Annotated in this window: 21 protein-coding genes, 1 other RNA gene and 1 pseudogene; 7 read left to right on the top strand and 16 right to left on the bottom strand. The window is 64.3% G+C overall.

All coding sequences use genetic code 11. The features are described from left to right. Positions 1–5: 5 nt before the first annotated feature. Positions 6–377, top strand: coding sequence for a hypothetical protein (locus AC1DGE_RS06730; RefSeq protein ID WP_476892269.1), 372 nt, complete (start codon positions 6–8; stop codon positions 375–377). Between the two features lie 51 nt (positions 378–428). Next, positions 429–563, top strand: coding sequence for a hypothetical protein (locus tag AC1DGE_RS06725; protein WP_261375082.1), 135 nt, complete (start codon positions 429–431; stop codon positions 561–563). Between the two features lie 100 nt (positions 564–663). On the opposite strand, the gene ssrA is transcribed toward AC1DGE_RS06725, so the two are convergent. The 13 genes and pseudogenes from ssrA to AC1DGE_RS06660 all read right to left on the bottom strand — a co-directional run. Then, positions 664–1,032, bottom strand: a transfer-messenger RNA (tmRNA) gene (gene ssrA / locus AC1DGE_RS06720). Between the two features lie 128 nt (positions 1,033–1,160). Beyond that, positions 1,161–1,631, bottom strand: coding sequence for an SsrA-binding protein SmpB (gene smpB / locus AC1DGE_RS06715; protein WP_441417300.1), 471 nt, complete (start codon positions 1,629–1,631; stop codon positions 1,161–1,163). Between the two features lie 39 nt (positions 1,632–1,670). After that, positions 1,671–3,077 carry a peptidoglycan DD-metalloendopeptidase family protein gene (locus AC1DGE_RS06710; protein WP_476908569.1) on the bottom strand — a complete coding sequence of 469 codons (1,407 nt, stop codon included), beginning with the start codon at positions 3,075–3,077 and terminating at the stop codon, positions 1,671–1,673. 25 nt (positions 3,078–3,102) lie between these two features. Next, the gene (gene ftsX, locus AC1DGE_RS06705; RefSeq protein ID WP_441417298.1) at positions 3,103–4,017 is read right to left on the bottom strand and encodes a permease-like cell division protein FtsX; all 915 of its coding nucleotides are present in this window, start codon (positions 4,015–4,017) and stop codon (positions 3,103–3,105) included. Further along, entirely contained in the window at positions 4,014–4,808 is a 795-nt protein-coding gene (ftsE, locus tag AC1DGE_RS06700) for a cell division ATP-binding protein FtsE (RefSeq protein WP_476917154.1), read from the bottom strand. The genes ftsX and ftsE overlap by 4 nt, the downstream gene beginning before the upstream one ends. 197 nt (positions 4,809–5,005) lie before the next feature. Continuing rightward, positions 5,006–6,121: a peptide chain release factor 2 gene (prfB, locus tag AC1DGE_RS06695; protein ID WP_441417296.1), complete on the bottom strand. Its 1,116-nt coding sequence runs from the start codon at positions 6,119–6,121 to the stop codon at positions 5,006–5,008. Between the two features lie 89 nt (positions 6,122–6,210). Next, positions 6,211–6,621: a pilus assembly protein TadG-related protein gene (locus tag AC1DGE_RS06690; protein WP_476917219.1), complete on the bottom strand. Its 411-nt coding sequence runs from the start codon at positions 6,619–6,621 to the stop codon at positions 6,211–6,213. A gap of 56 nt (positions 6,622–6,677) precedes the next feature. Further along, positions 6,678–7,115: a hypothetical protein gene (locus AC1DGE_RS06685; protein WP_441417295.1), complete on the bottom strand. Its 438-nt coding sequence runs from the start codon at positions 7,113–7,115 to the stop codon at positions 6,678–6,680. Continuing rightward, a complete protein-coding gene (locus AC1DGE_RS06680) occupies positions 7,096–7,488 on the bottom strand; it encodes a TadE family protein (protein ID WP_441417855.1) in 393 nt (130 codons plus the stop codon). The genes AC1DGE_RS06685 and AC1DGE_RS06680 overlap by 20 nt, the downstream gene beginning before the upstream one ends. Positions 7,489–7,612: 124 nt before the next feature. Beyond that, positions 7,613–7,861 carry a hypothetical protein gene (locus AC1DGE_RS06675; protein WP_441417854.1) on the bottom strand — a complete coding sequence of 83 codons (249 nt, stop codon included), beginning with the start codon at positions 7,859–7,861 and terminating at the stop codon, positions 7,613–7,615. 169 nt (positions 7,862–8,030) lie between these two features. Beyond that, positions 8,031–8,963: a type II secretion system F family protein gene (locus AC1DGE_RS06670; protein ID WP_441417853.1), complete on the bottom strand. Its 933-nt coding sequence runs from the start codon at positions 8,961–8,963 to the stop codon at positions 8,031–8,033. Positions 8,964–8,968: 5 nt separating this feature from the next. Continuing rightward, the gene (locus AC1DGE_RS06665; protein ID WP_441417294.1) at positions 8,969–9,823 is read right to left on the bottom strand and encodes a type II secretion system F family protein; all 855 of its coding nucleotides are present in this window, start codon (positions 9,821–9,823) and stop codon (positions 8,969–8,971) included. Beyond that, positions 9,823–10,128, bottom strand: a pseudogene (locus tag AC1DGE_RS06660) (CpaF family protein); the annotation flags it as partial. The gene AC1DGE_RS06665 and the pseudogene AC1DGE_RS06660, both read right to left, overlap by 1 nt. A 332-nt stretch (positions 10,129–10,460) precedes the next feature. Here AC1DGE_RS06660 and AC1DGE_RS06655 point away from each other — a divergent pair. Continuing rightward, entirely contained in the window at positions 10,461–11,831 is a 1,371-nt protein-coding gene (locus AC1DGE_RS06655; RefSeq protein ID WP_476917153.1) for a recombinase family protein, read from the top strand. A 430-nt stretch (positions 11,832–12,261) separates the two neighbouring features. On the opposite strand, the gene AC1DGE_RS06650 is transcribed toward AC1DGE_RS06655, so the two are convergent. Both AC1DGE_RS06650 and AC1DGE_RS06645 read right to left on the bottom strand, forming a co-directional pair. Further along, a complete protein-coding gene (locus tag AC1DGE_RS06650) occupies positions 12,262–14,085 on the bottom strand; it encodes a DNA polymerase (protein WP_476917152.1) in 1,824 nt (607 codons plus the stop codon). After that, entirely contained in the window at positions 14,082–17,567 is a 3,486-nt protein-coding gene (locus AC1DGE_RS06645; protein ID WP_476917151.1) for a DNA primase family protein, read from the bottom strand. The genes AC1DGE_RS06650 and AC1DGE_RS06645 overlap by 4 nt, the downstream gene beginning before the upstream one ends. 221 nt (positions 17,568–17,788) lie before the next feature. Here AC1DGE_RS06645 and AC1DGE_RS06640 point away from each other — a divergent pair, with 221 nt between their 5' ends. Then, positions 17,789–18,841: a DNA methyltransferase gene (locus AC1DGE_RS06640; RefSeq protein ID WP_476917150.1), complete on the top strand. Its 1,053-nt coding sequence runs from the start codon at positions 17,789–17,791 to the stop codon at positions 18,839–18,841. 1,429 nt (positions 18,842–20,270) lie between these two features. Here AC1DGE_RS06640 and AC1DGE_RS06635 read toward each other — a convergent pair. Then, the gene (locus AC1DGE_RS06635; protein WP_476917149.1) at positions 20,271–20,747 is read right to left on the bottom strand and encodes a hypothetical protein; all 477 of its coding nucleotides are present in this window, start codon (positions 20,745–20,747) and stop codon (positions 20,271–20,273) included. 157 nt (positions 20,748–20,904) lie between these two features. On the opposite strand from AC1DGE_RS06635, the gene AC1DGE_RS06630 reads away from it, so the two are divergent. From AC1DGE_RS06630 to AC1DGE_RS06620, 3 genes are all read left to right on the top strand, one after another. Beyond that, the gene (locus AC1DGE_RS06630; RefSeq protein ID WP_476917148.1) at positions 20,905–21,399 is read left to right on the top strand and encodes a hypothetical protein; all 495 of its coding nucleotides are present in this window, start codon (positions 20,905–20,907) and stop codon (positions 21,397–21,399) included. An 88-nt stretch (positions 21,400–21,487) separates the two neighbouring features. Beyond that, positions 21,488–21,673 carry a YegP family protein gene (locus tag AC1DGE_RS06625; RefSeq protein WP_476917147.1) on the top strand — a complete coding sequence of 62 codons (186 nt, stop codon included), beginning with the start codon at positions 21,488–21,490 and terminating at the stop codon, positions 21,671–21,673. Between the two features lie 458 nt (positions 21,674–22,131). Further along, the gene (locus AC1DGE_RS06620; RefSeq protein WP_476917146.1) at positions 22,132–22,914 is read left to right on the top strand and encodes a metallophosphoesterase family protein; all 783 of its coding nucleotides are present in this window, start codon (positions 22,132–22,134) and stop codon (positions 22,912–22,914) included. The last annotated feature ends 62 nt before the right edge of the window (positions 22,915–22,976 follow it).

The following is a 22,976-nucleotide window of genomic DNA, read 5'->3' as shown; positions in this document are numbered from 1 at the left end:
AAAGGATGGTTACGAGACGCGAAGCTGCCCAGGCCCTTGATATTCCGCTGGAAATGGCACACCGTCACGGCATTCCGTCCCGCCTGTCCGAGGCCGAACTCGGCGCCCTGCTGGACAGCCCGCCGGCCTGGCTCCTCCAGTCGAGGGCCAACCGGACGGGCAAACGCCCGGTCTGGGTCCAGCTGACCTGTGCCGTGTGCGGCTTCTCCGAAACGGCCCGGCCCAAAAAGTGGTGGCCGGAGTTCAGCTTTGTCTGCTGCGCCCACCATGCCCCGCACGAGCGGCCCGCCCTGGAGGCCGGGCTGGTCCGCAGCGAATATGAGGGCGTCGGCAGCCGCTTCATCGGCATCGTGGACGTCGCGGTGCCCGAGGCGTAGCCTTAAAAGCACGGGCTCATCCCGGGCCCCCCGCCTTTAGGGAGCGCGCAAATGCCTGACAAGTCGCCGCACCGGCACCTTACGAAGAAGCCGGTCAAAACCATCAAGGAAAAACGGGCCGAGAAGAAGGCCAAGCACATCGTGGACGAGCACACCGATCCGGTGGCGCACATCAAGAAGCGCTAACCCGCCGTCCAGCACAACAAAGTCGAGCACAACAAAAAGGCCGGAAGCTGATGCTTCCGGCCTTTTGCTACGGGGTGGAGCTCCGTTGCCGGCGCTCCCTATGTGGAGATGGGGGGAATTGAACCCCCGTCCGATGTCGTGTTGTCAGGGCTTCTCCGGGCGCAGTTTGCGTCGGATTTTCTCGGCCCCAGCCATGCTGCAAACAGCTGGCTGATCCGGGCCCAGTCATCAAAGAGTCCCGTTCACCCCGATGACGGAGGTAAACAGCAGTGGCTATCTAAATGACGCCAGGATCCGGGGCAATAGCAACCTCGGGCTGACGGACTGTCTTACTGCTTAGGCAGCGAGAGCGAAGTCAGTGCGTTTTGATTCGGCACTTATTGGTTTGCAGACAGCGTTTACGAGATAATTCTGCATCCTCGGCCCGCTTCACCTGTCGCGACTAACATCGTCGAAACCGATCATCCCCGTATTTTTTTATCAAACCGGTCAGGTGCCCGCCGATCCGCCTTCGCGGGTTCAGCCGGTTCCTTCCCGGACTACCAATCATAACGCAAGGCCCGCCGGATTCATTCCCGCGGGTTTGGTGCACCTTGCCTAGCGCCTGTTCCGCTCGCGCATCACGCGCAGGGCCTCACGCTTGTCCTGCTGCTCGCGCAGCGTCTGGCGCTTGTCGTATTCCTTCTTGCCCCGGGCGACGCCGATCTCCACCTTCGCGCGGCCGTCCACGAAGTACAGCTGCAGCGGCACGATTGTGAAGCCGGATTCGCGGATCTTGTGCGAGATCTTGGTCAGCTCGTCGCGGTGCAGCAGCAGTTTGCGACGCCGGCGCGCGGCATGATTGGTCCAGCTCCCCTGGTGGTACTCGGGGATGTGGATGCCCTCCATCCACAACTCGTCGTTGTAGAAGGTGCAGAAGCCGTCAACCATGGAGGCATGGCCCTCGCGGAGGGACTTCACTTCGGTGCCCATGAGCGCGATACCGGCCTCATAGGTATCCATGATGTGGTAGTCGTGCCGGGCCTTGCGGTTGGTGGCCACTACCTTCCGGCCACTTTCTTTAGGCACGGTAAAACTCCTTAGTCGATGGATCGGGTCAGTTCCAGTTTAGAGCAGGCCCATCGGGTCGACTGCCTGGCCGTTGACCCAGGTCTCGAAGTGCGAGTGGCAGCCGGTGGAGTTGCCGGTGGTCCCGGAGTATGCGATCAGCTGACCCTGGCTCACCTGCTGGCCGTCAGAGACCACCACAGAGGTGTTGTGGTAGAAGATCGTGGTCAGCGAGTTGCCCTGCACAACGCCGTGCGAGATTTTCACGTGGTTGCCGCCGCCGTCGTTCCCCCACCCCGCCGAGAAGACCGTGCCGGCCGCCGGGGCGTAGACCGGGGTGCCGCAAGCGGCGCCGAAGTCGATGCCTGTGTGCATGTAGCCGCCCTGGCCGTAGAAGTCGATGGTGCCCGGCGGCGTCGCGCGCCAGCCGAAACCCGAGGTGATCGGGACGCCGTTGAACGGGCTGCGCAGGCCGAAGGCCGACACCGGTCCCGGCGGGGCCGGGACGTAAGGCGCCGGCCGCGGCGCAACCTGGCCCTGGGCCCGGGCCGCCGCGGCGGCCGCAGCGGCGCGGGCCGCCGCGATCCGGCGCTGTTCAGCTTCCCAAGCCTCGCGCAGCTTCCGGTCGCGTTCGACGATTTCGGCCGCGACGGCGTCCTGCCGGGCTTTGACCTGCGCGAGCTGGCCCTGGATGGCGGGCTTGGCTGCCTGCAGCTGTTTGTTCAGCCGGGTGGTGTCGGAGATCAGCTTGTCCACCGTGGCCTTTTTGGCCGCCGCCTCGTCGCGTGCCGCCTGCTCCCGGACCAGCGCCGCGTCAGCCTTGGCCTTGAGGTCCGCGATTTCGGCTTCCACCGCCTGCAGTCGCGCCTGGGAGTTGACGTTCGTGGCGTTCTGCTGGGTCAACTTGTCCATCGCGGTGTTCTGGCTGCGCAGCGCCTGGTCCGCCAGGTCGATGGTGTCGGTCAGGCTGCCGTTGTTCGAGCCAAAGAAGAGCGAGAGGTTGGACGGCACGCCGCCGGACTTGTAAGCCTGGGTGGCAATCTGCCCGATCAGCTTGCGGGTGTCGGTGATCTTCTTCTGGTCATTCGCCAGCTGCTGGGTGATTTTGGCTTTGTTCTGCTGGGCCAGGTCCACGCGGGCTGCGAGGGCTTCAACCTCCTTGACCGCACCGGCCACACGGCCCTGGGCGTCAAGCAACGCCTGCTGGGCACCGGGAAGCTGGCCCTGGTAGAGCACCAGGTCGCCTGCCGCTTTGGCGATGCGTGCGTCCACGAACTCCAACGAATGCTGGACCCGCTCGGCCTCAGCCCTGAGCGCAGCCTGCTGGTCTTCGAGGGTGTCGGCGAACGCCACCGGGGTCGAAGCGCCCAGGTTGGCCGCGAGGACGAGCACCACGGCGGCGCTGATCAGGCGGCCGCGGCGGAGGGTACGGCGGGCCGGATCGGTGCGTCGGACCATCGGTTTCATGAGCATTCCTCTTCGTTGCGCAAAGCTAGACCCTCAGGTAGCGGCGGAGGGTCAGGAGAGATGAGGTGCCGGCCAGCAGCACACCAAGGCCGATCAGGGCCGGCGCCAGGAGCAGCGTCTGGGCCGGGGAAATGAAGGCAGTGTCCGGATACTGTTTGGACAGGACCCCGCCGAGGAAGAAGTGGGCGACGGCCCACAGCGTGCCGGAGGCGAGGGCCGCGCCAATCACGGCCGCGATCACGCCCTCCAGGATGAAGGGCAGCTGGATCACCATCTTCGACGCGCCCACGAGGCGCATGATCCCGGTTTCCCGGCGGCGGCTGAAGGCGGAGAGCCGGATGGTGGTGGCTATCAGCAGGATGGCGCAGACAATCATCACACCGGCCACGCTGACCGCCACCAGGGAGGCGGCGTTCATCGCGGAGAAGAGCCGTTCCAGCAGCTGCCGCTGGTCGATGACGGACTCCACACCGGCCTGCGAGGAGAAGTTCTCGCTGATGACCTCATACTTTTCCGGATCCTTCAGGTTGATCCGGAAGGAGGCCGGGAGCTGGTCCGGGGTGACCGAGTCAACGATCGGCGAGTTGGAGAACTGCTCCTTGAAGTGCTTGTAGGCCTCGTCCTTCGATTCAAACTGGAAATCGTTAACGTACTGGGCCACGGACGGGGACTGCAGCAGCTTGCGCAGGTTGGCCTGCTGCTCCGGCGTCGCCGGGCCGGAGGCGCAGCCTGGCGCCGTCGAACCGTCGCTGCAGAGGAAGACGGCGACCTGGACCTTGTCGTACCAGTAGCCCTTCATCTGGTTGATCTGAAGCTGCAGCATGCCGGCGGCACCCACGAAAGTCAGGGATACGAAGGTCACCAGGATGACGGAGACCACCATGGACAGGTTCCGGCGCAGGCCGCTGCCGATCTCGGCCAGGATAAAAGCGAGTCTCACAGCTTGCCCTCCCCTGCGGGCTGGGCCGCGCCGTTGACGGCGCCGACGTCGGACGGCTCGCGGCCGCTCGCGTCCCGCAGCCGGCGGGATTGTCCCACTACCGGGATCATCGAGGTGTACAGGGCCCGGGCCTCGTCACGGATCACGACCCCGTTGCGCAGTTCCACTACGCGTTTGCGCATCTCGTTGACGATGTCGTCGTCGTGGGTGGCCATCACCACGGTGGTGCCGTTCTGGTTGATCTTGTCGAGGACGCCCATGATGCCCATGGAGGTCGTCGGGTCGAGGTTGCCGGTGGGCTCGTCCGCCAGCAGGATGCCGGGACGGTTGACGACGGCACGGGCGATCGCCACGCGCTGCTGCTCACCGCCGGACAGTTCGTGGGGCAGCCGGTTTTCCTTGCCTTCGAGGCCGACGGTCTTGAGGACTTCGGGGACGGTTTCGCGGATGACGCTGCGGCTCCGGCCGATGACCTGCATGGCGAAGGCAACGTTGGCGAACACGGTTTTTTGGGGCAGCAGGCGGAAGTCCTGGAAGACGACGCCGATCCCCCGGCGCAGCCGCGGCACCCGCCAGCTGGAAATCTTCGCCACGTTCTGGCCTGCGACGTAGACGGCCCCTGAGGAGGCGCGGTCCTCTTTCAGCACCAGGCGCAGGAAGGTCGATTTGCCGGAGCCGGAGGCACCCACGAGGAAGGCGAACTCGCCACGGTCGATCTCAAGGTTGATCGAATCCAGCGCCGGTCGCGCGTTCTGGTCGTAGACCTTGGTGACATTTTCGAAACGGATCATGGCCCTAATACCCTGCAGGAGCCGGGCATCTTTCAGACCAGTTCTGCTGCCGGGGCGCGGGCTTTCTTTTGGGGGAAGTAGGGCACCGGCCCCTCGACTATACGCACGGGTAACAGCACAGGGGCCGGAGCACGGGGGCGTGTCGCGGGATTTGGGCCCGGCGGGCCGGTTATGGCACGGGCCGCCGGGGCGCCTTGCTAGTCTTCGGCGTTGCGGTTGTCGGTCCGCCAGCGGATGCCGGCGTCGATGAAGTCGTCGATCTCGCCGTCGAACACCGCCGAGGTGTTGCCCACCTCGTGCTCGGTGCGGAGGTCCTTGACCATCTGGTACGGGTTGAGCACGTAGGAGCGCATCTGGTCGCCCCAGGAGGCCTTTACGTCGCCGGCGAATGCCTTCTTCTCGGCGTTTTCCTGTTCCTTTTTGAGCAGCAGCAGGCGGGACTGCAGCACCCGCAGCGCCGCCGCGCGGTTCTGCAGCTGCGACTTCTCGTTTTGCATGGACACCACGGTGCCGGTGGGGATGTGGGTCAGGCGGACGGCGGAGTCCGTGGTGTTGACCGACTGGCCGCCCGGGCCGGAGGAGCGGAAGACGTCGACGCGGATCTCGTTGTCCGGGATGTCGATGGAGTCGGTCTGCTCGATCAGCGGGATGACTTCGACGGCGGCAAAGGACGTCTGGCGCCGGCCCTGGTTGTCGAAGGGGCTGATCCGGACCAGCCGGTGGGTGCCCGCCTCGACGCTCAGCGTGCCGTAGGCGTAGGGCGCCTTGACCTCGAAGGTGGCGGACTTCAGCCCGGCTTCTTCGGCGTAGGAGGTGTCCATGATGGTGGTCGGGTAGCCGTGGCGTTCGGCCCAGCGCAGGTACATCCGCAGCAGCATCTCGGCGAAGTCCGCGGCGTCCACGCCGCCGGCACCGGCGCGGATGGTGACCACGGCTTCGCGTTCGTCGAACTCGCCGGAGAGCAGCGTGACCACCTCAAGGTCCTTGAGGGCCTTGCGGATCGATTCGAGTTCCGCGGCGGCCTCCCCCATCGAGGCGGCGTCGTCCTCGTCCTGGCCCAGTTCCACGAGGACTTCCAGGTCGTCGATCCGGGCGGCCAGCTTGTTCAGCCGCTCCAGTTCGGACTGCTTGTGCGAGAGCTTGGAGGTGATGACCTGCGCGGCCGCGGGGTCGTCCCAAAGGTTCGGCTCGCCGGCGCGCTCGCTCAGTTCGGCGATGTCTTCCTTCAGCGCATCGACGTTCGAAACGTTCTCGATCGAGGCGTAGGTGGCGCGCAGCGCGCGGATTTCTGCGGGAAAATCAATGTTTGCCATGGTTTTTCAAGCCTACGCTATCCGCCGCGGACGCCCCGGCCCGGTGGTCCCGCCCGAGAGCCTCGCCCGGGCCCGGGGCTTGCGTGCGGTCAGCGCGTCAGCCGGGACCGCGCCGTCGACGTCGCCTCGATCCGGATGCCGTCCGGGACCAGGAAGTTCACGATGGGCGGGTGGACGGCGGCGCTGAGGACCACGACGGCGGTGGACCCGTCGGGACTGCCCGTCGCGGGGCCGACGGCCAGGCCGCTGAACCTGGCGAAGGCGCCGTTGCGGTTCAGGTAGTCGGCGGCGGTGCTGCGCACCCGGCTGCCGCTGAGGACTGCGGTGGGGCTTCCGGAGGAGCTTTGCAGCTGCCCCAGGGTGAAGCTGTCCGCGGCCGCCACGGAGGCCCCGTCCGCCAGCGACAGCAGTTTCTTGTGTTCGATGTAAACGCTGGACGCAGCCGCGACCACAGTGGTGACCAGCAGGGCAAGCAGTACATAGCCGATGATCAACACCATCAACTGGCCGTCCTCACCGTCCTGGCGTCCCGCCGGCCCGACGGCGGGGCGGGTGGTCACCGGAACCGCCCAACGATCTGCGTGGCGGAGGCACTGAGCCGGCCGGCGTCGAGCCTCAGGGTGTCGCTGAACGGCACGAACGGCAGCGGCACCGTGAGTCGCACGGTGACGGTGACGGCGGATCCGGCAGCGGTGCAGTCGGCGGGAACGCAGCTGGTTTCCAGGCTCGCGTTTTCCGCCGGCTGGCCGTAGTCGGCGAGCGCCAGCTGCACGGCTTGTTCCGCGGCGGCCCGGCCGCTCGCGGCGTCGGGCTGAGCAACGTAGACCTTGGCCGCCTGGTCCGCTGCGCCGACCACCGCGAAGGAGCCGCCCTGGAGCTGGCCGATCGTGATGATGAAGTAGACCACCGGCACCATCAACAAGAGGGACAGGAAGGTGAATTCGATGACGGCGCTCCCCCGCTCTGCATCGTCGCTAGGGCTGGATGGCGGCATGGCCTTTCACCTCCAGTAGTTCGCGGGGGCCGATCAAGCCGATGACAGGAAGCGGTGCCCGGACGGTTACCTCCAGCGTGCGGATGCCGGCGTAGGTGGTCTCGGCGGTGCTGACGTCCCGGGCGAACTCCGGCGTGAGCGCCACCCCGATCAGCTGCGTGGTGCGTTCCTTGGCGTCGGCGGCGCCGCGGTCCGCCAGGGTGCCGTACCGGGCGCCCGAAGCCGCGGCGTCGATCAGGGTATTCCGGACGTGCAGGACGAGGGCTAGCTGGATGATGCCCAAGAAGAACAGCGTGAGCAGTCCGCCGACCAGGACGAAGTCGACTACGGCTGAGCCGCGTTCCCGGCCGGCGGGACCGGCGGCGTCCTGGATGGCGGGGCCGGCACACTGGAGGGCGGGACCGGCACACTGGTCGGCGGGGCCGACATACTGGTCGGCGGGACCGGCACACTGGTCGGCGGGACCGCGGCTGCCGGCTGCCGGCTGCGTACACTGCCTACTGCCCGACTTTTTGCATGGCCTGGTTGAAGAGCCCCTCCAGCGCGGGGCCTGCGAGCGCCAGCAGTGCGGCGACCAGCACGGCCGACATCAGGGTGATCATTACCCAGCCTGGGACATCCCCGCGCTCCCCGAGATCCCGGCTACCGTGCGCCCGCCCGCTCTGCCGGCCGGGGTGTTTGCCTGGCTGTTTGCTCGGCTGGATTCCTGGCTGTCTTCCTGCGGCCGCGGAAAGCCACAGCAGTATGGCCGCCGTGTGAGCCAGTAACAACGTGCGGATACCAATACTCTTCACCGTTTCCCCTTTGTGTTTTGAATGTCGCAGTCGAGCTGCGCTGCTTGCCCCTGTTCCGATGCGGTTACTGCCCTACTGCTTACTGCGTACGACCTCTCCATGTCTTGCTCAGAGGTCTTGCTCAGAGCCCCAGGCTGATGGCCGCCAGCCCCGGGAAGACGGCGAACACCACGGTCAGTGGCAACACGCCGAAGACGAGCGGAACCATCATGCCGATCTCCTTCCGGCCGGCGGACTCCATCAGTTCGCGTTTGGCGGTGTCGCGCACGTCCTGGGCCTGGGCGCGCAGGACTTCCGCCAGGGGTGTCCCGCGTTCCACCGCGACGATCAGGCCGTCCACGAACCGGACCAGCGGGCCCAGCTCGGTTCGTGACGAGAACTCCTGCAGGGCATCCGCCAATGGCTTCCCGGCCCGGGTATCGGCCAGGACCCGGGAGAACTCCTTTGACAGCTCGCCCTGCGTTCGGCGGCCTACCCGGTCCAGGGCGCCGGTGGCGCTCTCGCCAGCACTGACCGCCAGGGCCATAAGTTCGGCCACGCTGGGGAACTCCGCCATCATCCGGGCCTCGCGCTTCTTGACCTGCGCCCCCAGCACATAGTCGCGGAAGAGGAACCCGGCCAGGCCGGCGCCGACGACGATCAGCACGGCGAAGAGCGGATTGAAACGACCCATTGCTCCTCCCAGCAGCACGATTCCCGCCGCCCCCACGAAGCCGCCGGCGGCCCAGAGCAACTGCTCCGCGCGGAAATCCACCGACGATTTGCTGCTGCCGGCCCGGGCGAGCCTACGGTTGAGCGCCGATGAACCCGGGTTCAGCCTGCCCAGCGCTCGGACCCCGTCCCGGATCACCGGGCGCAGGATCCGTTCGAGCGGGCCAAACGGCGTGACGTTGCCGGCAGCCGTGCGCAGCAGCCGGGATTCCAGGTTGTGGGATCTCAGCTGCGGCCCGATGCGCTCCGCGAAGGTCATGGGCCGCATGAACGGAAGCCGCACCAGGAACAGCCAGAGGCCTGCACCCAGTACTGCGCCGCAGACCACCGCGCTCGCCATCATCCCGTTCACCGGAGTACCCGCTCGTCCTGCGGGAGGGCACCGATTCGCAGCATGACGGTGTAGGAGAACAACGAGACCAGCAGGCCGCCGACCAGAACCACTGTGCCGACGGGCGAGTTGTAGGCCGCCACGGCCTCGGGCCGGCCCGCCATCAGCACGAGGACAATCCATGGAGCGGCCACGGCGAGGCGGGCGGCGTTCACCGTCCAGGATTGCCGGGCTTCCAGCTCGCTGCGGGTCCGGGCGGTTTCCCGCAGGAATTCGGCGAGCGTGCCCAGCAGGCGTCCGAGGTCCGATCCGCCTACCTCGCGCGTCAGTCGCAGTGCCTCAACGATCCGGTCAGCAACGGGATCAGCAAGTCTCTCCTTCAGCCGGTCCAGGGCGGGGTCGAACTGGCCGCCGGACCGGTAATCCGCGCCGAAGTCGCGGAACAACTGCCGCAGCTCGGACGGCCCCTTCTCGCCCAGTTGAATAAGTGCCTCCGGCAACGACAAGCCCGCCCGGATGGCCGAGCGCAGATGGTCGACGACGTCGGGCCACAGCTCGCGGAGTACGGCCGTGCGTTTGCGGGCGCGCCATTTGACGATGCCCAGCGGGAGCCAGCCCCCGAACAGCCCGAAGCAGCCGGAAATCGGCCATGACCTGGTGCCCGCGAAGAACACGAGGGTCACGAAAGCACCGACGCCGAGACACGTCGCGAGTAGGCCCAGCCGGCTGACCTTTTCGATGCCGGCGGATCGCAGGAGGTCCTCCAGCCGGCTGACCCGGGGCCGGCGCCTGGCTCGGTGGGGTTGTTCCCAGGCTGACCACCAGACCAGCAGCAGTCCGGCTCCCCCGAGCACCCCCAGCAGCGGCGCCATCAGCGCGGCTCCAGCAGCGCCGCGACGTCGAACCCGGAGCGGGCGAACTTCTCGGCAGCGGGCATGGAATTCGCCTGCGGTTGCAGCTTGCCGTCGAGCATGTCGAACACCATGGACGACTCGATGATGCCGTTCTCCACCCTGCGCCCCAGCGAAAGGATTTCCGTGACTTGCCGCCGGCCACCCGGTTGCCGGCTGCAGTGGACCACCAGGTCGATGCAGGACGCCACGGTCGGGACGACGAAGGCACTTGAGATGTTGTCCCCGGCCAGCAACGGCAGCGTGCAGATCTTTGTCACCGCATCAGTCATACGTACAGAAAAGCGTGCACTTTTGTTTGTGTGTCTAGGGGATCAGGTCAGGCGTGATGCATCTGTCGACGGGTGCTTTCATGCGAGCCCGGAAGATCCCGAGAGGAGCCTGCCTCTCAGGCCTGCCCTGACGAGCCACGCGGCCGTGCCCTTCCCCTCGATCTACCGAAAGACGCGGGGCAATACGCACTTGACTTGGCGGTACCGGAACCTCTCGAGGCTGAGATCCCTGAGAACCAAATGAGCGAAGGTAATGCGACGGTCAGGGCTCCCGCGGATCGGCGTGGAGCGGCGGCGATTTGAGGACGCACACCTAGGCTTTCAGTATGAAGATTCGCGCCGCCATCTACACCAGAATATCGAAAGACCTGCAGCACCTGGGTTTAAACGTAGCGACGCAGCTGGCGGACTGCCGGGCCTACGCCAAAGATCGTGGATATGAAATTGTGGCTGAGCTGGAAGACAACGACATCTCGGCGAGCGGGCTCAAGAAGAGACCCTCTTACATACAGCTGAGGCAGCTCATGGAGGATCAAGCTGTCGATTTGGTCCTCGTCTACTCGATGGACCGTCTACATCGCAATATGGCGGAACTTCAGGAATACATTGCCATCTCCCTAGCAACGAACGTCCTGATTGCCTCAATCACAGACGGCGGAGAGGTAGATCTGGCCACCTCTTCGGGACGGTTCAAAGCAAACATCGTAGGCGCCGTGGCAGCCCACGAAAGGGAGAAGGGGCAGGAGAGAATTAAGCGCAAGCACCTGGAGCTCGCACAGAAGGGTGCTTGGCCTGGGAGGAGGGTGTACGGCTTCCTAGCTGACGGCACTGTGGTCGAAGCCGAATCGCTCATCGTGAAGGAAATGTGTCAGCGGATCCTGGATGGCGAGGGATTCAACGACATCGCCAGGGATCTCAACAATCGGGGCATCCCGACTCTCCAAGGAGGGCAGTGGCGTGCCAGCTCCATCATTGGGATAGCGCGGTCGGCACGGATTGCAGGGCACCGGGAGCACCACGGCGTCATCTCAGCGCGCGACGCCTGGGCAGCGATTATTGATGATGAAACCAGCATGCTACTTCGCTCCAAACTGGCCCCTGGAAGATCGGCCAGTGTCCGCGGGGGCCCCCGGAAGCATCTACTGACTGGCCTGCTGCGGTGCGGCAAATGCGGGTCGGGGCTCGTGCGAGGGCTTGCAGGAAAGACCAAAGTCCCAAACTACCGCTGCCCGAAGAACGAAGGGGCAGCTGCCTGCGGGAGCATCAGCATCAACTTCAAATCCACTGAGGAATTCGTAGCTGAGGCGCTCTTCGTGGCCCACGATCGGCCCGCCGAGCAGGTCGATGCAGGCGACGACGCCATGGCCGGCTGGGCACAGAAGCGTGCAGAGCTAGAAGCCCGGAAAGACAAGCTGGCCGAACTTGTCGGCGCCGGCGCGATGGACGTAGAGGAATGGATCGTGGCTTCGGGCGCCGTGAAGAAAGACCTAGCCGATTTGCCCGAACCGCGCATAAGGCCTCAGCACACCCGAGTTACGGGCGACGAATTGCGGGCCACATGGCCGCAGCTTTCCCCAGCGGCCAAACGAGCTTTGCTGGAGGACGCCTTCGTAAAGATAACGGTCCTCCCCCGCCGGATCGTGTCCGGCGCTAAGGTCTTCGACCCGGGGCGGCTTGCGCCGGAATGGCGGCATTAGGCAGCACAGCTGTCCCGGGCTTGATCAACAGCGGCGAGAACCCGCGCTGCGGACCGTCGTTCTTCAATGCTCAATGACAGGCCTTGGGCGGTCCTTGTGGAGCGGACCCATTCGATTACTTGTACGTTCTGGCTCATGGTCATCCATGTGTGCGGCGAGCCTGATTACGCTCTCCGTAGGCGTGGGGAGCCCGAGTAGGAACACCTCAAAAGTTCAGCTCTAACGAAGAAACCGAACTGTGATTGGGGCCCGAGCCCGATACGGGCTCGGGCCTCCGGACGCCCCGCCGGCATTGCGACTGGCGGAACGCGGGTGATCGGACTTCAGATAGGCCCAAGCAGTGACGTGTGAGCCGTGGGGTGACCGCAGCGGCCTCTGGCGTTGCCCCGGCGAAGACACTGGAGGCAGCTGACGGAGGGCGCTTGATTCGTCAGGCCTTTCCCCAGTGCTCGCCGAGCAGCGCCGGTTCACCCCAGATTTCGACCCCGTCCACTTCTACGTACATTTCTTCAGCAAGGATCGTCATAACCGCGTCCGCCTGGCCGGGAAGACACTCGATCACGATTTCGTCGTGGACGGGCAGGAACGGGCGGGCTCCCTCGGGCAGACGGTCTCCGACAGCAATGCAAAAGTCTTTGAACACATCCGAAGCGGTCCCCTGAATGATGTAGTTGACGGCCGTGTACGGTTTTCCGGTGTCCCCGAAAAGGCGACGGCCCGACAGCGTCTGGGGCGTACCGCCCCACTCGACCAGCTTTTTCTGACGCTCGATCCACTTCTTCATGGTCGGGTAGGAATCCAAGATCTGGCGTTTGAGCTTGGCTGCGTCTTTGAGCGGCAAACGCAGGTCATTGGCCAGCATCTTGTCACCCTTCCCGTACATAAGACTCAGGAGGACCACCTTGGCGGCGGAACGGTGCTTGTCTGCGGCCGGAGTGCGTTTGCCCTGTTCGTCAACGTCGCGTGCCGTCCCGCCCCATACTTTGGCCGCGATTTCAACATAGATGTCCTTGTCCCGACCGACGGCGCGTATCAGGCCCGGATCGCCCGTCGCGACCGCGAGCAGCGACGGCTCTACGTGTGAGAGGTCGCAGCCGACCAGGATGTTGCCCGGTTCGGACATCAGGACGTGGCGCTGGGAGCGCACGAGGCCGGGATTGAGCGCGTACGCTGCCGGATGATTCTTGGGGTCCTTCGCCGACCTCAGGTTCTGCATCGCGGGTTCGGTGACGGAGCTCCGACCCGTGACGGCCTTCGCGGTGTTGATTTTCGGGTGCACGCGTCCGTTGATGTCCAAGTGGTTGTAAATTTCTCGGAGCTTCGCCCCGGATGCCTGTATCTCGAGAATGTCGCAGAAGTAATGCCAGTCATGCAGAGATTCTTCAGGCACGACGGCCACTCGTCGTGCGGGTTGCGCCAGTGACGGCGCCCCGCTGGGTGTGAGTGGGAGCTCCACGCCGAGGCGTGCTACGAAGGCGTGGATGGCATTTCCCGCGGGGGCTGGAACGAACCCCAGGCGCACTTCGGCGGCGGCCAGTGCACCCTCGATGTCTCCGATTTGCCGTTGCAGATCGGGGACGTCGACCCGGATACCGTCGTAGCCTGTCCAGCGCCACATTTGATCCACCTTGACCTCACGCAGGATGTGGGGCCGCGCCCAATCCAGAGCAGCCAGGTCATCAGCCAAGCGCGCACACTCGATGGCGTCAACTGTGGCGTAGGCGAGCAGCGCCGGCGTTGCCAGCGGGAGCTCCGACACGGCCCGGGCCAGCCAATCCTTGCCTGCACCTCGGACCGACGAGCCGGCGTGCAGCTCCCATGCCGCTTGCAGGGCGTCCAGGGTGGTCTGGGTTTCGGGCCTCAGCTCTTTCAGACCGTGGCTCTTCAGCCCAGGCTGGGCCACACGGGCCCCGAGCAGGGTGCACCGCAGGCTCTCCAACTTGAGGCCCAGCGTCTTGCGGACGACCCATGCGTCGTAGTTGGCGTTGTGAGCCCAAACTCGGCGCCGCGCGCCTTGAAAAGTTTCCGTGATGACTCTCCGGGCCAGCCGTCGGTCTGCGCCGCTGACCGACCACCCCGAGCCATCCGATGCGCCCACCGAAACGATATGACAGCGGAACCCGGGATTGAAGACGTGTTTGGCGTTGTCAGTCTCAGTGTCCAGAGCCAGGCGCCCGGGGTGCTGGACCAGCCAGTCAAGGAAGGCGGGAATGTCGGACTCGCTCCGGACCAGCCGGATGTCGTAGCCGCTCACAGTGAGCGCTCCGAATCGTCGTCGGCCTGCACCGCAAGTGGAACGGGCGTGTCAGTTCCTGTCGAGGCCAGAGCCGGCGCGGCAGCCGTAGCCGAGTCCACCGAGGCGTCCTCGCCGGGAGAGCGAAGCTGACGCACGTTGCCAAAGTTTGCTGCCGGCGGGGCTACCTCTGAGCGGAGGTTCATGCCGACCCAATGGACTTCGCCATTGACCTTCTGCAGCGTTACCTTGAGAGCATCCTTACGTTGGGTCAGCTCTGCCGTGACCTTAGGGGTAGTCCAGCGGTACGTCATGCCCTGTTCGGCTCTCAGCCATTCATTGACTGCGTCGGTCAGCACGGAACGCTTGATCATGAGGCCGGAACCGAACTTCATCTCCTGTTCGAGGAAGCCCCCCAAGAGGTCCTGGCTCTCGCGATATTCGGCGGTTCCTGTAACCACGGCCGACACTTCGGGCAGGACGTGGTTACGTGCGTAGCTCCGACGGGCACCTTCTGCCATCCAGCTGAAAATCATGTCCCCCTCGTTTTGCAGACGCGCCTGCAAGGTGCGGTCGCGATTCTCCTCGGCCACGTAGTTGTTGAAGGGAATCAGCTTGATACGGTCCCACGTACCTACGTCCGAGACCCGGATAATTGGCTTGAAGTTGGTCATCAGCACGGTGAGGTAGCGGGGCATTACGGTGAAGGGATGGCCGTACTTCTTCGCTGCGGCAAGCGGATCGGTCTTAGTGAGGTCCTTGACAGCCGCGGAGCCAAGTGGCGCGCCTTCGTTTGTCTCCGAGGCAACGAGCAGCCGGAGGCCCTCCAACGCAGCTACCTGGTGCTCCTTGGCGCCGCCCATAAGCAGGGAAGCAGGTGCCGCACCGGCGTAAGTGCCGAAAAAGGCGGTCACCGCACCCCAGTAGACAGACTTGCCGTTGCGCCCGGACCCGAGACAGAGGGCCAGGATCTCTGGGTTGAATCCGAACATCGCCATACCCGTCAGTTGCTGCATGTAGGCGATCAGCTCCTGGTCACCGCAGAACGTCTCGTGCATGAACTTTTCGAAGGCGCTGCCGGTAATTCCGGTATAGCCCGGCAGGACGCTTGCCCCGGTCACCTGCGAGTAGGCTTCTCCGACGTTTCGAGGTCGTGTATTGCCTGTTTGAAGGTCGAGGACACCGGCTGGCGTGTTGAGGAGATTTTCCGGGGTTTCCATCTGTTTGATGGAACGTGCCAAGCGGTGGTCCTCCTGGATTGCGCCGAGGGCATCCTTGATGAAGTGGGCCTTGGAGACGTCAAGATAGTCTCGCTCCAGGATCTCGAGCACCGTTGAGCGGGGGGTGCTGGACTCGTCTGCTGCGAAGTACGCGCCCTTGTTCGTGAGCCAGACCTTACTCGTTGCGTCGTAAAGGTACTTTCCCTCACGGGCGAGGCCATCTGCGGCATGGCGGTAGCGGGAAGTGTCGTCGGATGTCAGTGAATGAGAACGGAACTTCGCCTCGTCCACGGAAAGGGCTTCAGTCAGCAGGCTCGCCAGCGGGCTACGCTTGCGGGAGTTGAGGGCAAGGTAATCACCGATCGACCGGACAGAGGAGTCGTAGCCGCCTGTTGCGGCAGCCTGGTTGTCCGACCGTGGGATAGAGACGACCCGGACGTCAGCGCCGGCTTCGACGAGAAGCTGGGCCAGGGTGATGAGATCGTAGGCTTTTTGCCAGTGTTCCCGGCCGGCCAGGTAGATCCGACGGCCCTTTACCGAGAGTCTTCTCCAGTACCCTGCGAGGTGGGCATGCGGGGTGGGGTTCTCTTCGGTGCCAGGCTGCAGAATCGCGTCCGACCAGGAATACGGGGAGCATACGGCTACTGACAAGTTTTCGCGACGGATGGCAGAGAGAACGGCGTCGGCGTGCACGCTGCCATAGTGAGCTTCGGAAGGGCGCACGTTCGGCAGCTCGAGGCCCGCAAATTTGGCCTCGGCTACCAGGACGATGAGGTCAGTGGCTGGATCCTGCACGGCAGCCATCTGGTCCGGATGAATATCCAGCAGTCGGCGGGTGTGACTTTCGGACCGCTGGGTTTGCGTATTGGCCGTTGACTTTCCCTTGGAATCCACCGCGGTGGTGACCGGAACGTCCAGTCGCAGCTCAGCGGTGGCCTTGCCGGACAATGGATGGATGGGTACAAGAAGGGCGTCAGCCTCAGCAGTCAGCTTGTAGCGTTTGACCTGCTCGCCACCGGTGACGGACCTGTATCCGCGGACCTTGGCAACGTCGGCCGAGACTCCCCGGAGCGCAAGGTAGGCCGCGTGCTTTTTGGACAGGCTACCGGGCCATGCCGCGGAGGCAGACCGGGCAAGGTCGCCGAGTTCCTTAATGGTGGGCGGGGCGTCGTTGCTGAATCGAGCAAAGAGCTGGAGCAGGCCTTCCGGGTCTTCCAGGAAGCGTTCGGCGAGACGAGTCGCCAAGCTCACGTCGTCGTTGCAAAGCAGTTTCACCAGAAGGCCGAACGTCGTGTAACCGACCTTGCAGGTCAGTCCGAAGTGAGACGCGGTCGTCGTGGACCAGATGTAGATTTTTGCCAGTTCGTCGTCAGTCTTGTAGAACTGGCCGTTGACGTGAGATGCGGCGGCAGAAAGATTGGCCGTCCACTCCTCCTTTTGGTCGTCGGAGGCGACTTGGCTCCAACCCAACACGCGCAGAACCCTCCTTACATCCAACGCGAGGGAGAGGAGCGTGCCGGGACGGTCATCGTCTGCAAGGGGCACCCTGATGCCGGTGCGCGTGACGTCGACCATGGGCAGGAGAGCGTCCAACTGGCTCAGCGGCACGGGGGCGGCCTGATTCGTGGAGATGATGTAGACCGGTTTGGGGTTGGCGTGGTCCTTCTTATGGATAGAGCCAGCGGGCCGAAGAATGCGGGCCGCATCGGAAGTGACCTGATAGTCAACGTCGTGACCGCGGGCGGCGAATTCGACCCGGATCCACTCAGCAGCACGCGCGAGCAATTCCTTCTGATTCGGAAGGTGCAGAGCGGTGGCGAGGTGGACGTAGACATGCAGGCCCTCCCCTGACCCGACTGCCATGTGAATCGGGATGTTGGCACGCTCGAAGACGTCGAGGGTGACGGCGAGCAATGCCGTCTGGGATGCGGGTGTGCCTACTTTTCCCGCGTCGAGGTCGAAATGAAGGACCTGCGTTGCACACAACGTCGTTTTCGTGCCCTGTGAGCCAAACCGCTCAGAAACTGCTGTGTGCGGTGTCACGCTCGTGTAGACGTCGTCGTAACTGTCTGAGGCGAGCACGGCGTCGGCATAGGCGGCAGGGCCGCAGTCCAGAGGCAGCCAGAGCGTCTCGGCTGGTCTGGTGTTCTTCGGATCACCGCCGATATGGTGAGCACGTTTGATGGCGATGAACGCTGGCTCAAGGCGCGGCGTACGCGTGAACAGCTCACGGTAGAACCGTTCGGCGTCGGCACGCCTCTCGTCGATCGTAGGGAGGTCCAAGTGTGGCCTTTCGTAAGCACAGTGAATGGTGCGGGTTCGTCTTTTTTGCTGACGCTGTGCCCGGAATTTCGATCGCAGAACAGGTTCCCCCAGTTCGGGTTCGATGTTCCGTGGATCTCAAGAGAAGGCCCTTATTGGCATCCTGTCTCACCGATATTTCAGCGTCGGGATCCATGTGTGCGGCAATTCGGAGAAGTCTCCCCAGGGGGAAATAATGGGACGTGCTTACCGACCGGATCATCCATGGGGACGCCCGCCTGCTACTCCCCGAACTGACAGCAGCTGGCCTCAATGGAACCTTCAAGCTGGCCTACGCTGACCCGCCCTTCAACACACGCCGCTCGGACCGGGGGCCCTTCCTAGACGAACGGTCCGATCCGGAATGGGCGTCGCTGATCGCCGATGTGGCAGCGGGGATCCTGCCGCTGCTGAGCGATGATGGAAGCTTTTGGTTGCATGTCAATGACAGACAACTGGGGGCGGCGCAGGCCGCCTGCGATGCGTCCCTAGGCAGGCAGCGATTTGTAGGCACCATCGTTTGGGAGCGAACGCGGCGGCCCAGTTATCTCCCCGGTCGGCCTCTTGCCAGCACAACAGACTTCCTTCTCATCTATGCGAAGGATCCAAAGAAGCTGCGGCCGTTCATCGACGGAGTCACCGAGGCAGGCAAAAGGGTGCCGGTCACGCACCGCGGGAATGCACTCACGCAGCTGGAGTTCCCGGCGCACTCAGTGCAATTCAACTGCCCCGACGGTGTGTATCTCGCCGGAGACCACTCTTCGGCGGGGATACAAGCTGAGTTGCTCGAGAATGTGGTCGTTCGCGAAGGCATAAACGCGTCGCCCCTCAGACTGCGGCTCCCCAGCCGATACAGCCAGGCGACACTCCAACAGATGGCTGAGGACGGCGCGCGGTTCCTGGTTCCTCGCCGCCCCTTTCGCCCGTCATATCTGGCCCCCGGCGGAAAGCCCAAGGCCGCATCCAATCTGTGGTCCTGGCGCATGGACGACAGCATCCCGACTAACGAGGACGCGTACAAGGAACAACGACAGGCCGGACTGCAACCGTTCGTCTATGCGAAGCCGGTCGGCCTCATCAAACGAATCGTGGAGCTCACGACGAAGGAGGGCGACCGCGTGCTCGATCCTTTTGGAGGGTCGGGGACGACCGCGATCGCGGCCCGTCAGACCGGCCGGCGCTACGTCTTAATCGAGGAACAGCTCGGCGTCATTGACAGTTACATCGAGCCTAGACTTAGCCGAGCGGGCCACTGAGCACGGGTTCCGCAGGACGACCGCCGGGGAAGAGCGAGGTCTCCGCCGTCTTTCTCAGCCGGCCACCTGCTCCCTTCGCTCCTCAACGCTTTCCTCAGTGGCGGCAGCCTCTTGGGGTCAAGGTCCGGGGAATTGCAAGGGCAATGTCGGCAATCTTGGCTCCACAATCACCAAGTCCAGCTTACGGATGGGGCCAACACTCAAAACCTCACAAAACCCAAAACTTTAGTTTGAAGAGTGCTAATTCTGCCCAAATTGCCCTAAAAGACATGCCATCGCCGCAGGAAGCGTCGATTTTGGCCGGGGCGGCCGCTTTCTGCCGTTTTCGTCCCTTCAAGCAAGGTCGCCGTGCCGCATGCTCCAAGATGTTGTAGCTCCAGTACACCCCAGCGTCCCGCCAGGATCTCCTGGCGGGACGCTCTAAAACGGCATGACTCTCGGCGGTTTCACCCGCTTTTGCCGCACCGCTGGCCCACATTCGACGCCACAGCCGCAGGAATCACCTAATCCAAGGTTCCGATGAGCGCCGGCGGCGCCGCTAGGCACTGCCAAATAGTTGCCAGCCGGTTCTTGCGGGGTGCGGACAGAGACGCACTGCCAGGCGGTGCCCCTCGTGCGGGAGACAGTCCGGACGTGTCTGACACGGGCTGACGAATGGCTGGCCTTACCCGGGGCCTGGACTAAGGCGTCGCCGGCGTTGAACCGGTAGTGTCATGCTGCTTGATGCCGTTCTCGGGCCGGTCCGGGACCCGTTCGCTTACGGTGGTGTTGGTCTTCGGGCCCCGCTGACTGAGCCGATGCACTCTTCGCAGGCAGATGTCGGTAGCAGGGCCGCTCGTGTGAGCGGCAATGACCCATGCTGCGCCCAGATGAGGGGCGCAGACGCACGGTGTCTCCGCCACCAGGCGGGGCCCTCCATGCCGACGTCACCCCACCGGCTACCGGGTCTGCGCCCAGGCGCCTCCTGTGTGCTCAGGCCAGCCCCAGCTCCAGCCGCACCATGCCACGGAGGGCCGAGAGTAAGACATGCTCATCCATGGCCCGTAGACAGTCCGGCTCGACGCTCCCGTCCAGCTGACGCAGAGAACCGCTACGCGGTATTCTCCGGCTCCTTGGTAGCAAAGAGTCGAAGCGCTGGTGTTGTTCCTCGTCGTCGGGCAATTCCAGGGCGATGCATTCGCCGCCGGAGCGGCAGCTAATGCGGCTCCCCCGGCAACAAACAGCCCTGTCACTGCAGCTGCCACTTTTCGGCCTGGCCGGGAATTCAGAAAATGCATCGCTGTCTCCTCATCGGTGGTGGTGCGCGGTGAGCAGAGCCTACATTCGGGGTCCGTACGAGGCTATGGGCCTTTCAGTACTTGCGACCCCGCCCAGGGGCGCCACTGGTACCGTCCCAGCACCACACTGATGTGGTAACGGGCGGGCCGCACTAGTCGATCCGGTCCCACCGCCCCCGGTTAGTCACAAGGCACCGGCCGACGCCGTTCTCACCGGAGACCGTCAGGACGGGCCTGGTTTTCAGGGCCTCGGATGTGATCGAGATTGCCGCCGTGGGACACGTCATTGTCGGACCACGAGGATGGTCGGGCCTTGGCCGCAGCGGCGGGCCGAGGCGTTCCCGAGCGGCGTCGGCGATGAAGTCTAGCCGGTCCTCGGCAAGGACCTGCAGGGTGCCGGCGTCCAGTGACKGGTTCCTGGCCGCGTTGAACCGGGCCATCGGGTCGTCCTGGTCGCCGGCGAGCTCCCGGAGGGTGTCCGGGCCGGCGTTCGGGTTGGCGGCGACGTCTTCGCGGCACCAGCCGGCGTCTTCGTCGCAGTGGCCGCGGTCACCTGAGAGGTGGATGAGGTCGTGGAGGCGTTCGGGCGCGGTGGCCGGGTCCTGGGCTTCCTGGCGAAAGGTCGTCATGGACCTGATGTGTGCGGCCATCCCCGCCGGGCTCACCAGCGAGTATGGCCCACTCTTGTAGGCCCGGCACCCCGGGCCTATGATGCGCGGACGATTCGTCAGGGATTTTCCCGTGCCTGTTGGGGGACTTGTTCGCAAGCTATCAAGGAGCAACCCCATGAAGCGCGCCCTTATACCCATCGCCCTCCTGCTAGGACTTTTCACCGGGCCCGGCTCTGCGGCTGCCGCCCCGCCAACCCCAATTGACCCGCCGACGGTGGAGTCGCTGGACTGCGCCGGCTTCCAGGTAACGGCGGTGACCACCGGCAAGGTAAAGGTGATCGAACAGTTTCCCCATCATTTGAACAACTCGAAGGTGCTGCGGTTCTATACCAATGTGGGTGCGGCGATCACCATCACACTGACGGGCCCAACCTCAAAGGTGGTCAGCTACCCCTTGAACGGGACGATACAAGTGGGTCTTGGCCCCACCGACTTTGTCTATAAGGCGACCGGCAAGAACCTGATCTCGCTTCCAGTTGGTTCCGGCGCCCCTGGCATCTTCTACACCTCTGGCCAGGTGAACTGGACCTTGAATGGACCCGTGTCCCCGAACGGAGGACTTACCGGGCCCGGCAAGGTTACGGATGTCTGTGCACTGTTGGCGCCATAGGCCCGATATTCAGGGCTCCGGCCATGTCCGCATGTAGTGTGTGGCGCAGCGGCCCGCGGCGGCCGGCAGATCAAGCGAAGGAGCACCCATGGCAGGCAAGTTCGAGGTCTACAAGGACAAGTCCGGCGGCTACCGCTTCCGGCTCAAGGCCGGCAACGGCGAAACGATCGCGTCCTCGGAAAGCTACAAGACCAAGGCCAGCGCCTTGAACGGGATTGAGTCCGTGAAGAAGAACGCCGGCGGTCCCATCATGGACCTCACCGAGGAGTCCTGACCGGCAGCGCCACGCGAGACGGAGCCCGGCAGCCCATATGAGGCCGCCGGGCTTTCTCTTTGCCGGGCGGGCCACCGGCGGTTAGGGGCGGGAGTGCCGTGCCTGCTGCGCCGCAGAGTGATTCCACCTAGAGACGTCGGAGGGTGCGGTTAAGCTCGCGTCATGAGACGCAAGCCCAATTGCATCGATGACGGTCGGTCTCTGGAGACCTCCGCTACGGGGAGCCAGTACGAGCCCGACCGGACCAGCAGAACCGTCAAACGGCACGTCACCCTCCAAGACCGATCGCGCGCTCCCCTGGCCACCGGCTTCTCGGAGCTGAGCCTAGCCGGCGAAACCGTGAAGCCGTCCGCACGCGAGTCTTGGGCCGCCGGCGCCTGCTGTCCGCAAAGCGGCGACGACGCCTTACAGACCCTCAGAGTGGAGTCCGCCGTCGTGCAACCGGCAGGGCCTGCAGCATGACCCACGAAACAGGCTCAGCGTCCTGGGCAATCTTCGGTGATTGGCACGGCCATCTCGGCTTCGGCCTGGCTGCAATTCGATCCGCCGCCGACAAGGGCGCCACCCTACTCATTCACTTGGGAGACTTCGCGCTCGATTGGCCTGGGGCGGGGCGCGGACGCTTTGAGAAGAAGCTGAACGCCCTTCTTCTGGAACGCGGAATAACGCTGGTGGTTTCCCCCGGGAATCACGACAATCTCTCCGCAATAAATCTACTCAAAGTTCAGGACGACGGTCTCATTACCTGGCGTAGCAACATCAAAGTGCTGCCCAAGGGCGGTCGGACAGTCATTGATGGGCTTCGGGTCGGTGGTTTGGGCGGTGCGTTCTCAGTGGACAAGTCTCGTCGCCGGGAAGGTAAAGATTGGTGGGCCGATGAGGAACCCACCCCCGAGGAAGCCGCGCGACTGATAGCCGGCGGGGAGCTTGACGTGCTCATCACGCACGATGTCCCAGCAGGAGTGCCGGTGAGGTCCGGCCTGGAGCTGCCTCCGGGAATCATCGCCCAGGCCGATCGCACTCGGATCCTGCTCCGCGAAACTGTGAACCGCCTCGTTCCGCACCATGTCTTCAGCGGGCACTGGCATCAACGTGTCGTAGCAGAAATCGATCATCCTGATGGGGCCGTGACGCGTGTGGACGTCCTGGCAAGCGAACAGTCCAAAATGGGCAACGGGATACTCGTGCATCCGGGCGAACCGCCGCTGCGCATTGAGCCCCTCACCATTCGCGGTATATAGCTCGCTGATCCCCGCCAACTGCCGCCGGTCCCACGCGCATTGGACGGGTAATGCGGAGCGTG

The sequence above is a fragment of the Arthrobacter sp. 05N425 genome (genome assembly GCF_056397125.1).
Note: the sequence above shows the minus strand (reverse complement) of the source record. Positions and strands in the feature narration are given on the sequence as shown.